The sequence below is a fragment of the Paracoccus sp. (in: a-proteobacteria) genome (assembly GCF_047973135.1).
Taxonomy (GTDB): domain Bacteria; phylum Pseudomonadota; class Alphaproteobacteria; order Rhodobacterales; family Rhodobacteraceae; genus Paracoccus.
Genome location: NZ_JBKEBL010000054.1, coordinates 1 through 9,645, shown reverse-complemented (window position 1 = coordinate 9,645; position 9,645 = coordinate 1). Strand labels below are relative to the sequence as shown.

At 61.8% G+C, this 9,645-nt stretch carries 10 protein-coding genes and 1 riboswitch; all 10 genes read right to left on the bottom strand.

Annotated features, from left to right (window positions below; translation table 11 throughout):
* Positions 1 to 858 (bottom strand): sulfatase-like hydrolase/transferase (locus ACK5L9_RS05000; protein WP_416910352.1); only part of this gene is annotated, 858 nt, incomplete at its 3' end.
* 28 nt (positions 859 to 886) lie between these two features.
* Positions 887 to 2,200, bottom strand: coding sequence for a TRAP transporter large permease (locus ACK5L9_RS04995; protein ID WP_416910350.1), 1,314 nt, complete (start codon positions 2,198 to 2,200; stop codon positions 887 to 889).
* A gap of 24 nt (positions 2,201 to 2,224) precedes the next feature.
* A complete protein-coding gene (locus ACK5L9_RS04990; protein ID WP_416910348.1) occupies positions 2,225 to 2,740 on the bottom strand; it encodes a TRAP transporter small permease in 516 nt (171 codons plus the stop codon).
* Between the two features lie 68 nt (positions 2,741 to 2,808).
* A complete protein-coding gene (gene dctP / locus ACK5L9_RS04985) occupies positions 2,809 to 3,804 on the bottom strand; it encodes a TRAP transporter substrate-binding protein DctP (protein WP_416910347.1) in 996 nt (331 codons plus the stop codon).
* Between the two features lie 30 nt (positions 3,805 to 3,834).
* Complete coding sequence (locus tag ACK5L9_RS04980; protein ID WP_416910346.1) at positions 3,835 to 4,527, bottom strand: GntR family transcriptional regulator; 693 nt, start codon at positions 4,525 to 4,527, stop codon at positions 3,835 to 3,837.
* Positions 4,528 to 4,812: 285 nt separating this feature from the next.
* Positions 4,813 to 5,643, bottom strand: a complete 831-nt coding sequence (locus ACK5L9_RS04975; RefSeq protein ID WP_416910345.1) for a propanediol utilization protein — start codon at positions 5,641 to 5,643, stop codon at positions 4,813 to 4,815.
* Positions 5,640 to 6,398, bottom strand: a complete 759-nt coding sequence (gene cobF, locus ACK5L9_RS04970; RefSeq protein ID WP_416910344.1) for a precorrin-6A synthase (deacetylating) — start codon at positions 6,396 to 6,398, stop codon at positions 5,640 to 5,642. Before cobF ends, ACK5L9_RS04975 begins: the two co-directional genes overlap by 4 nt.
* 47 nt (positions 6,399 to 6,445) lie before the next feature.
* Entirely contained in the window at positions 6,446 to 7,111 is a 666-nt protein-coding gene (locus ACK5L9_RS04965) for an energy-coupling factor ABC transporter permease (RefSeq protein WP_416910343.1), read from the bottom strand.
* A 32-nt stretch (positions 7,112 to 7,143) separates the two neighbouring features.
* A riboswitch (cobalamin riboswitch) is annotated at positions 7,144 to 7,344 on the bottom strand.
* A 164-nt stretch (positions 7,345 to 7,508) separates the two neighbouring features.
* A complete protein-coding gene (locus ACK5L9_RS04960; protein ID WP_416910342.1) occupies positions 7,509 to 8,123 on the bottom strand; it encodes a hypothetical protein in 615 nt (204 codons plus the stop codon).
* 475 nt (positions 8,124 to 8,598) lie between these two features.
* A partial coding sequence (locus ACK5L9_RS04955) for a cobyrinate a,c-diamide synthase (RefSeq protein WP_416910341.1) occupies positions 8,599 to 9,645 on the bottom strand: 1,047 nt, incomplete at its 5' end.

The following is a 9,645-nucleotide window of genomic DNA, read 5'->3' as shown; positions in this document are numbered from 1 at the left end:
GTAGATCACGGTGGTATTGTCGGCAAACCCGCTTTCCTCCAGCGCTGCAAGTATCAGGCCAAGGTTGAAATCCATCCAGGAACAAAGGCCGAAATAGGCGGAAAAGGCGGCCAGTCTCTGTTCTTCGGACGCAAACAGCGCCTCGCTGTCCAGAATCGCGTTCTGCTTGTCCACCCAGGGGTGCCGGATATGCCCGTCACGGGGGTGAAGCTTTGCCTCGGGCAGGGTTCCCGGCGGATAGAGGTCATAAAATTCCTGCGGGCAGGTCAGCGGGAAATGCGGCGCGACCAGTCCGACGAAAAGACACCATGGCCGGTCGTCCTGTCGCTGCGCCCGATCGGCGAACCATTGACGCGTCCGTGCGGCAACCGCACGGTCATAACGGGTATAGTCGCTTTCCCCCGGCCCGATGTTTTCACCCAGCATGCGGGCCTTGCTGATAACCCGGTCCTTTTCCCGCCGAACCGAAAGCCAGACCATTCCCGTGCCGCCGCCGATCATCATCGGGATATGTTCGCCGTCGAAACCTGCCGGATCCCGATCAGATCGGTAATGCAGCTTGCCGATGGATTCCACCGGTACGCCAGCGGCCTGCAATGCGTGACCCCAGCCGCTGATGGAACCGTCATAGGGCATTGCATTGTCCCACATCCGGGTCTGATGAACATAGCGCCCCGTCGCAAAGGCGGCTCGGGCCGGCACGCAAATGGGCGTCGGTGTATAGGCCGAGGCAAAGCGCGTCCCCCGAGCCGCAAGCGCATCAAGATTGGGCGTTCGAACAAAGGGATGCCCAGCGCATCCCATCGCCCTTGCCTGGTGTTCATCCGACATTATGACAAGCAGGTTTTGCTGAGGCACGGGCAGGTCTCCGGAATTGATGTTGGGATCAAAGTTGCGCGGGCAGCCATGTCGCCAGCCCCGGCATCAGGACCAGCATGAAAACCAGCAGAAAACAGCACAGGATATAGGGCAAAGCCGCCTTCGAGACGTCGGACAGGGTTGTACCATGCGGGCTGACCGCCAACATGACGAACAGCAGCAGGCCAAAGGGCGGCGTTGTAAAGGAAACTTCAAGCATGATCAGCATGATCAGCGCGAACCAGACAAGGTCGAAATCATAGCTGGCAGCGATGGGCAAGAAGATCGGCAGGGTGATCAGCATGATCGACACGGGATCCATGAACATGCCCAGAAGCAGGATCATCAGCACAATGACCAGAAGCATCTGATAGCTTCCCAGTTTCAGCGACGTCACCCCGTTGACCAGCCCGGATGAGGCCCCGGAAAAGGCCAAAAGCTGCGCAAAAGTCGATGAGGCCACGATCAGCAGAAAGATCATCCCCATGACGCGGGCCGTTTCGGACAGGGATCTGGCAATCGTCCTCCAGTCAAGCGCACGATAGGCCACCCCCAGAACCAACACGGCCAGAACGCCCATCGCACCCGATTCCGTCGGCGTCGCAAAGCCGGAAATGATCGAGCCGACAACCGCCACGACGATCAGCACATTGGGCGCAACGTCGCGCAAAAGCAGCCAGACCCGCTCGGACAGGGGGCAAGGTTCAACCGGATAAGAGGGCGCGGCCTCGGGGTCCAGCCTCGTCTGAACAAAGATCAGCCCGACATATAACAGCGCCAGGACCAGTCCCGGAATCAGGCCCGCGATCAGCAGCGCCCCGATATTTATCTGCGCCAAAGACCCAAGCAGCACCGCCAGCCCGGAAGGCGGAATGATCACCGCCAACCCGCCCGAGCCAAGGATCGGCCCCGCACACATGTGTTTCTTGTATCCCCGCGCGGTCATTTCAGGGACCATCAAGGAACCAAGCATCCCCGTATTGGCCAGGCTGGAACCCGAAAGCGCCGCGAATAATGTGCCCGAGGTCAGCGTCAGATAGGACAGCCGCGCAGGCAACCCTCCGATCAGCTTGTCCACCGCATCCAGCACACGCCGCGCCAGACCAGAGAAGAAGAACAACGTGCCCATCATCATGAACAGCGGTACAGGTGCCAGTGAATAGGTACTGACGGCCGTGGTCGCATTCGTGATCATCTGATCAATGCCCCGCGCGCCCCCCATAAAGAGATAGACTCCGATCAGATTGACCAGAAAAAAGGCAAGCGCCACCGGCAGCCCGATCGCCATCGAGAAAAGCAACCCGCCGATCAGGATCGCAAGCGACTGATACCATTCAAACATCTCGCCCCCCTTGGTCGGTTTCGGTCAGAGACCTGCGGCTTCCTCAAGATGCGCGTCGTAAAAGCTTTCGCCACGATAGAGAAAGGCAAGAAACTCCAGCCCGCTCAGCCCAAGCCCGACGGGCATGGTGACATAGACGATCCACAGCGGCATGTCGAAGCTGCGAATTTCAACCGCTCCGCGCGCGATCGCATCCTCAAGGCGCAGTCCGGCACGCCAGGCGAGATGGAAACAAATCACCGCCGCAAAGACATGCAGGAATTTTTCAAACAGATGCCGGACCGCGTCGGGCATGTTCTGCAACACAATGGTAACGCTGACATGGCCGCGCGTGCGAACCAGCCAGGGCATGACCAGAAACGTCACGAACAGGATCATGTATTCAACCGAATTTACCGACCAGACCGCTGTTGGCAGACCAAAATTTCTGGATGTCATGTCATAGCTGACGACAATCAGAATACAGCCCACCAAACCGCAGGCGCAGGCAAAGCAGGCAAAGGACAGGGCCTTCAGAATGTGTTCAAGATTCCGCGTCATGGGTTCCTACCAGCCAGAATGACAGGGTGCGCGGCGGCGATTCACAGGAACCGCCAAGCCGGCATTCCTCATCTGGTTTCATCAAAAAACAATTTGCGCAGCGCATCGTGATTGGCGGAATCACGGCTTTTCAACCGATCCCACGCGGTATTATAGGCACCCGCAAGGTATTCTTCGCGCTGCTTGCCCGACAGTTCAATGACCTCCATGCCTTCCCCTGCAAGGGCGGCACTTTCTTCGGCGGTGGCTTTCGCCATCTCGTCAAAGCTGATCTGCTCATATTCAGCGGCGACCGCATTCAGAATATCCCGCGCCTCGTCCGACAGCCCCTGCCAGGAGTCGTAATTCATCGAGATAAGCACATCGGCCTGAAAAAAACCCGGATCAATTCGGTATTTCAGGAACTTGTCCCATCCGAAATCGCGCACTCCGACAATCGTATAGCCTGCGCCCTGAATCACTCCGCGCTCCAGACCGGTATAAACCTCACCCGGCGGCATGACGACGACTGTCGCCCCCAGGTTTTCCATGAACGCACGGAACAACGGCCCGCTGCGCAGGCTCATGCCACTCAGATCCAGCGCGCCATCGGCGGTTATCCCCGGCTTTTCGGTCAGCATGACGTGGAATTGCATGCCGCCATCGACATGGGCCAGCACATGGGCATTGGCCTTGTCATGGAAAATCCCGTTGATCGCATCCAGCGCACCATCTGCGCGATTTTGCATCGGCGTCTTGTTCGAGCCGGTGAAAGCCCCGCCCTCGGGGACAAGATCCAGATAAAGCCCCGGAGGCAAGTTGAACATGTCGGCTATGCCATTCATCTGGGCCTCGCCCATCTTTTGAACCGGGATGGCCTCTGGCCCGCCAATGATCTGGATTTGCACCACATCTTTGCCACGCTCGTTGACCAGCGCCGCAAATTCCTTGAAATGCTTGGCATAGATGACGTTCGAGGGCGTGAAGGTCACTGCCCGCAATGTCGTCTCGGCCCGGCCCGCGCCGGATGAAAACGTCAACCCGACCCCGGCAATCAGCCCGGCCAACATGAATCGTAATATCATATCATCTTTCCTCCCTGATTGATGATCGATCTACCTTTTGCCGAAAGCTCCTTCCTTTTCCTCCCGGTTCAAAATCATACGCTCTGAATAGACGGCGGCTCCGTTCAGGAACTGAGTCATGGCACTGCGCGCCGCCGCCGCGTCACGATTTTCAAATGCACTGACAAGCTGACAGGTGATTTCTTCCGCCAGCGCACGGGCATTGGCGTTGGTCAATGTTGCACGGCGAATCATGACGATCTGATCGTCAAGCATGTTAAGCGTGTCGCGCAGCCTTCTATTGGGAATCTGGTCGCGCCACATGCGTCGAAACGTGACATTTGCCTTCAGCGCAACGGCAAAATCCTCGGCGTTCAGAAAGTGATCCCGCGCCTGACGAAAACGGCCAAGATCCTGTTCGCGCATATCACGAGCGACCTCTGCAACCGCAGCAGGTTCCAGCAAGAGGCGCATGGCAAAGACTTCCTGAACGTCCCGCAATTCGGGAACAGGCACCATAAAGCGACCAAGCGACTGCGTTACCAGCCCGTCCTGACAAAGCCGGAACAACGCCTCTCGGACAGGGGTGCGCGACACATTCAAAAGACTGCCAAGGTCAGTTTCCTTCAGACGTTCCCCCGCTTCGAATGTCTCTGAAATGATCAGTTCCCGAAGCTGTTCATAGACCAGAACGGCCAGAGACGACGGACGCTCTATCTGCGGAACCAATTTGTCCTCGCCCATCACATGCCCTCGGGATTCGATACACTGTATACAGTATCTAGATTCTTCCACCTGTCAATTGATATGTCCAGACTTGTCGGGATGATTCAAAGAACCGCAGAGGCGGCCACCGGCCCCGTGTCGGGCACAGATGGCTGGGGGGCTGAGTCGGCGGCGGGTCCGTTGCTACAGCCAAACGCGTTTTAAATGATCATGTTGTTTGGCCTATGGCCTTATTGATTTCACGCTGATGCTGCCGGTTCAACAGGGGCCTGAACGGCCGTGCAGATGAACAACCTCGCGCTGTCACCAATAACCTGACAATCCCGGCGAGGGTTGCTCGTGGCGGTTGACCCCAAAGCGGCAAAGGCCGGTCCAGCCCGCCTCGCGCAGGGTCTGCGGGGCATTGTCGGGTATGGTTCCCGGCGCAAAGATCAGCCCGCGCGCCGCGCCTGTATGGGCCCGCGTCCAGCCCAGGGCACCAAGATCGCGGGCAAGCTGCGGGGGGGTTTCTTGCGCGGGACCACGACGAGCCGAGCATCGTGCCGCGCTTTCGGATGCCAGTGCCGCGAAATCCACAAGCCGCCGCGCCCTGTGCCAGCGCAGGACCAGATCGGCGATGTCGGGAAAATCGCGGTCCCGCGCGTCGGTGCGGACCGGCCCGCCGCAAAAGCCGCCCAGAACCTCGTGCGCAGGCAGGGCAGGCATGTGGTCCATCACCCGCCCCCGGCGCGAAGCCCATAACAGCCGCTCGGGCGAGGAGAACATCAGCGGATCCGACGCGCCCTCGGCTGCGATGCAGGCGCGGGCCAGCCGTTCGGGCGGGCCGCGCCACCCGGCCAGCCGCGCAAGCGCCAACAGCGAGACGGTCGAGATCCCGGTACCCAGGCCCGGCGCTCCGACGGGGGACAGATCGACCCGCCCGCGAAGGCGCAGGCCAAGCCGCGCCAGAAAGACCTGCGCCCGCCCGGCGGACAGGCCCGGCGCGCGCAGCACAAAGCCGGACCTGGCAGGGCGATGCAGGGCGCGCACCCCGAAACAGGCGCAGGGCATGGTGATCAGGACGACCGGGCCGCCTGCGCCAAGCCGCCCTTGCAGCCATTCGCCGAAATGGCCGGGAATGTGGCAGCCCTTCACCCGGCCTCCACGCGCCGCAACAGATAGATATCCATGATCCAGCCATGCCCGGCCCGCGCGGCAGCACGCGCCGAAACGATTTCCTCTGCGATACCGGGCAGCGGTCCGGCGCGCAGGATCTGTTCGGGCATGCCGACATAGGCCCCCCACCAGATATGCAGGTTTGGGTTTTCCAGCGTGGTAAAGGCGCAGTCGCCGTCCAGCATCACGACGACGCTGTCGGCATCGGCCGACCAGCCATGGTCGCGCAGGCGGCGGCCCGTGGTGATCGTGACCGGCGCGCCGATCCGGTTCAGCGGGATGGCATGCGCCGCGCACAGCGCCTGAATGGCGGTGATGCCGGGAATGACCCGTGTGGTCACAGGCAGGGCGCACGCCAGCCGTCCGGCGATACGCAGGGTCGAATCGTAAAGCGACGGATCCCCCCAGACCAGCAGCGCCACCCGGCCATGGCCGTTCAGCAAAGCGATCCGGTTCAGCCAGGCCCGCGCGATGGCATCGTGCCAGTCATCGACGCCCTGACGATAGGACGGGTTCGCCGTGTCGCGGACGGGCAGCGAAAATTCCTCGACCCGCGTGGCCGGATTGCGCAGATGGCTGGCGCAAATTGCGCGGCGGAGACCCGCAAGGTCGGATTTCTCGGCCCCCTTCAAGGGGATCAGGATCAGATCGGCCTCGTTCATCGCCGCCACCGCCTGAAGGGTCAGGTGATCGGGATTTCCGGTGCCGATGCCGATCAGGGTCAGATCGATCATGCGGGCGTCTCATTCGTGGCGCGGGCGCTGCGCCCGCGCCGCCAGTTTCACGCGAAAAGGCGCGGCGTGACAAGGCCGCTGCCGCGCAATCCGCGCAGCGATTTCGCCCCCGCCAGAACCGCCAGATCGACCAGCGGCTCGATCACGATGACCAGCATATAGGCCGCGCCAAAGGTCACGACGCCGCCGATCCCGGCAAGGCCCTGACCGTAGATCGCCCAAAAGGCCACCCAGGCCACGATGCCGCCTTGATAGGCGGTAGACAGCGCCAGCGCCTGACGGTAACGCAGATCGACATAGGCAGTGCCCGGCGCGATGATCCGGTGCGCGACGGCCTGCACCGCAAACAGCGGCACCAGCAGCGTGGTCAGGTTCATGCCGTATTGCGGCAGATCAGAGGGGGCGAAGAACAGCCCCTGAAGCAACAGCCCCATGGCCAGCCCGATGGCTGCGGGGGCCGCCCCGAACAGCAGGAACAGGGTCGAGCCAAGGATCAGATGCACCTCGGACACACCGACCGGCGCATGCGGCAGGATCTGGAAAAAGGTGAAAACGGCGGCAGTGGTCAGCGCGCTGCGCCCGGCCAGCGAGGCCAGACCGTTCGCACGCAGCGCCTGCCGCGCCTGCATCAGCGCGGCAGCACCAACGCCTGCTGCGGTGACATAGCTCAAGGCGATCTTGGCGCCGGTGACGATTCCGGGTTCGATATGCATGTATCCCTCCTGTGCCGTCACACCCGACGGCGGAAAGTTTCGTTGCGCAGGGCCGGTCTCCTGGCTCGCGGGTCTTTGCCTTTCCTGGCCTTCCCACCCGTCGCCGGGCAGTGGCATGTCAGGGGCGGCTTGCCGCATACAGTCGCGGGGGCGGCCGGGTTTTGGGTGCCCTGATTGGGTCCACCCGCCCCCGTTCCCGTTTCAGTCCCGACGCTTTGCGTCTTGTGGGTCACCTTGCCCGACCTTTGTCGCAGCGCCACACAGCGCGGTCAAGGCCAACCAGCCGACGCCTGGGGTGCTTCAGGGAACTGCGGGGACGACGACTGTCCATCTGCTTCCTTACCCCCGGCACAGGAGGATACGAAAGTAACCAGAGCCATTCTTTAAGTGACCCCGCTCAGCCCGGCAGCGTGATCGCCGTGGCTCGCCCCCGGAAACAGCGTTTCGCCTGTCGCCGGAAAAAACGCTTCAGCGCGGCGGCCATGGTCAGCACGGAAAGCAGCAGGGAACCTGATGACGCCAGGGGCACCAGCGCGGGTGCCAGAACGGACGGAGGATGGGCTGCTTCGAAAAAGACCGTGACCTGATTGAAATTCCAGATCCGGTCCGTAGCCGTGAACAGCGCCGTGACGCGGAACCTGTCAGGAAACGCACCAACGTGATGCTCTGCCGTTTTCTCGCGGACATGATTCCCGTTCAGAAAGTCCGCACCAGCGGGATCAGGGGCCCCGGAACTGGCAAGGAACTGTGCATCGGGAAAAGTGACAGTGTTGGGCCCGGTATCCGCCTGGTGGGGAGAAGCCATATGTGTGTAAACCACTTTCCGCAGCAAAAGTGCATCACCGCTGACCGGGTTGGCATGGTGTTCGATCGTTCCCTTAACGCCCCAATTCGTGCCTTGCAGATCAAAGGCATAATCCCAGACGCAGAAACCCGCCGGACATCTTAGTCCCTTAATCGCGGGATAATGCAGACCCAGAACCATCTTCGATACTGTCGGTTCGTCCGTCACGATCTGCTTTCCCGGTGCCATGATGGCAATTGAATGGACCGGATCGCCGACAAGCGGAAGCGTCGCCGAATAGGCTCCGCCGGTCCAAATCCAGAAAAATGTGAAAAAAATCATTATTTTCATGTCGTTCCTCCCTTTCAAGAATAAAATCTGAATGTATAGGGAAAAATGAAATTATGACGGATTTTATGTTATAATATTATCGCCGGTTTATCAATGGCTTCTTCCCTGTACATCCAAAATAGATTAAATCAATTTTATTGTCTGGCCATAATCTTTTGATTTGACGCCGATACCGGCACAGGGCCAGCGGATGACTGCGGGGGTCCGGGGGGCAATGCCCCCGGCCATCGCGGGACGCAAATCATCTGGCGGTGGTGTCACAAAAGGGCTTTGCCGGGGTGCCCGGTGTCGTGGGCATCGGAACCCGACAGCTTTCGGACCCTGGTCAGTGCCGGATCAGCCCGGACCGGCATCATTGGCGACAAGCAGGGGCGATCAGGTGGAAAAAAGTGCCGCTTGCGCACCCGCCGCCCGGCATGTCGCGATGCGACCCGGTTTCGGAAAGTTCTGCCCCGGTCGCGTCCTTCACACAGGCCAGCGGCGCGTCGGGTTGGGACAGGATCGTGGCATAGTGGAACTCGTGCCCCCTCAGCCGCACCCCCGCAGCCAGCCCGCAGGCAGCTATCCGCATCTCGGCCAGCCGATAGCCCAGATGCATCCGCCGCCGGGCAAAGCTGGTCTCAAGCCCCAGCAGCCCGGCCATCCTGTGCCGCTTGCCATCGGCAGCGACCAGCCCCGCGCCAAGCGCCATATAGCCGCCGCATTCGCCATGCACGGGCCGGGTCGCGGCAAAGGCGCGCAGACCGGCGCGAAACCGGCCTGCCCCGGCCAGCCGCCCGGCATGCAGTTCCGGATAGCCTCCGGGCAGCCAGCAGCAATCGGCGCTGGCATCCGGCACCTGATCGGCCAGTGGCGAAAAGGGCAGGATCGTTGCCCCCGCAGCCCGCCACCCTTGCACAAGATGTGGATAAACAAAGGAAAACGCATCGTCGCGGGCCAGTGCGATGCGCATGCCGGGCGGGGGGGCCGGGGCGGGGGTGGCAGAGGGCGGCATGCGCGCCGCCCCTGCCGCAGCCACCATCGCATCAAGATCGCAATGCTGCGCCACGATGCGCCCTGCTTCGGCCAGCAGCGTCTCCAGCCGACCATGTTCCTGCGCCTGCACGAGGCCCAGATGCCGCTCGGGCAGTTCGATCCCGGCGGCGCGAGGCAGGCAGCCCAGAACCGGAATCCCGGCCTCGGCAAAGCCGGCGCGGCACAGCGCCTCGTGCCGGGGCGAGGCGACCCGGTTCAGTACCACGCCCGCCAGCCGCACGCCGGGCCGGAACGCCGCCAGCCCCGCCGCGACCGCCGCCGCCGTCTGCGCCTGACCCGAGGCATCAAGGACCAGCAGCACCGGCCAGCCCGTCAGCGCGGCAATGTCGGCGCTGGCCCCTGTTCCGGTCTCGCCCGGCTGCGC